The following is a 1,735-nucleotide window of genomic DNA, read 5'->3' on the forward strand; positions in this document are numbered from 1 at the left end:
CCGGAAGAGTGGTAAGTGCCTCGGTCAATTCGGTGTCGGAAAGCAGAGGGGTGCCCATATGAGCTGTCCTACCCCGGTACGCCGTGTTCATGCCACTGCTAGGGAGGCATGGAGGTGCTGATGAGGGCAGCGCTGCGCGAGTATCAGGCAGCGCGAGCCTTTTTCAGGCCCTTCTTCAGTTCTTTGCCGCTGACTCCCGCGGCTTCCAGACGTTTCATCCGCATGATGACCACGGGGCATTTCAGACAGCGCGTCTTCTTGCGACAGCACTTCTTCTTCGGCTTGAGGCTCGATACCTCTTTTGCCTTGACCTTGCCCATATCGAGTTAGCTTACCCTTACCTCAAAGGCGGGATCGGGCGGGCAACACATTGCCGGTAGGGTGTAGCAGGCCGTGATGCCGAGGATTCCCGGTAAGTGCAGATTTCCACCTGTTGCAGGGGTCGGCAGGCACCAACACCGAACAACAGGAGGAACTGCGTGTCGTCTGCACGCGATTTTCGCAACGTCGCCATCGTGGCTCACGTGGACCACGGCAAGACGACACTTGTCGACGCCATGCTGCGCCAGTCCGGCGCCTTCGCCGAACGCGCCGAACCCGTCGACCGGGTGATGGACTCCGGCGATCTGGAACGCGAGAAGGGCATCACCATTCTCGCCAAGAACACCGCCGTGCACCGGCATCACCCCGACGGCAGCGTCACCGTCATCAACGTTATCGACACCCCAGGTCACGCCGATTTCGGCGGCGAGGTTGAGCGCGGCCTCTCCATGGTCGACGGTGTCGTGCTGCTGGTCGACGCCTCGGAAGGCCCGCTGCCGCAGACCCGGTTCGTACTGCGCAAGGCGCTGGCCGCCTGCCTGCCCGTGATCCTGGTGGTCAACAAGACCGACCGGCCGGATGCGCGGATCGAAGAAGTCGTCGAGCAAAGCCATGACCTGCTGCTCGATCTGGCCTCCGACCTCGACGACGACGCCGCCGAAGCCGCCGAACTCGCCCTGGACCTGCCGGTGCTCTACGCCTCCGGCCGCGAGGGCAAGGCGTCGAAGGTGGCGCCGGAGAACGGCAGCGCCCCCGACGCGGCAAACCTGGACGCGCTGTTCGAGGTGCTGCTGGAGAACATTCCCGCCCCCAAAGGTGATGCGACCGCCCCGCTGCAGGCGCATGTCACCAACCTCGACGCCTCGGCCTTCCTCGGCAGGCTGGCGCTGGTGCGGGTGCACAACGGCGAGCTGCGCAAGGGGCAGAACGTCGCGTGGATGTACGCCGACGGGGTGAAGAACGTCAAGATCACCGAACTGCTGCAGACCGTCGGCGTGGAACGTCGGCCCGGTGAGGTCGCGGTGGCCGGCGATATCGTCGCCGTCGCTGGCATCCCGGACATCATGATCGGCGACACCCTCGCCGACCCGGACGAGCCGGTGGCACTGCCGCGGATCACCGTCGACGAGCCCGCCATCTCGGTAACCATCGGCACCAACACCTCGCCGCTGGCCGGCCGGGTGCAGGGCCATAAGCTCACCGCCCGCATGGTGAAGGCGCGCCTGGATCAGGAGCTGGTCGGCAACGTCTCGCTGCGGGTGGTCGATATCGGCCGCCCGGACGCCTGGGAGGTGCAGGGCCGCGGTGAGCTGGCGCTGGCCATCCTGGTCGAGACCATGCGCCGCGAAGGCTTCGAACTGACGGTCGGCAAACCGCAGGTGGTGACCCGCCAGGTCGACGGCAAGGTGCACGA

2 protein-coding genes are annotated in these 1,735 nt (G+C 65.5%); one reads left to right on the forward strand and one right to left on the reverse strand.

Translation table 11 applies throughout. The features are described from left to right. Positions 1–143: 143 nt before the first annotated feature. The gene (locus B0T44_RS27445; RefSeq protein ID WP_175647907.1) at positions 144–320 is read right to left on the reverse strand and encodes a hypothetical protein; all 177 of its coding nucleotides are present in this window, start codon (positions 318–320) and stop codon (positions 144–146) included. Positions 321–479: 159 nt separating this feature from the next. On the opposite strand from B0T44_RS27445, the gene B0T44_RS26170 reads away from it, so the two are divergent. Further along, the coding region (locus B0T44_RS26170; protein WP_081512744.1) for a GTP-binding protein at positions 480–1,735 on the forward strand (1,256 nt) is incomplete at its 3' end.

Source organism: Nocardia donostiensis, from assembly GCF_002081715.1.
Classification (GTDB): Bacteria; Actinomycetota; Actinomycetes; order Mycobacteriales; family Mycobacteriaceae; genus Nocardia; species Nocardia donostiensis.

Excerpts from the sequence above, each read along its gene's own strand:
- B0T44_RS27445 (WP_175647907.1), bottom strand. The coding sequence starts at position 320 with ATGGGCAAGGTCAAGGCAAAAGAGGTATCGAGCCTCAAGCCGAAGAAG.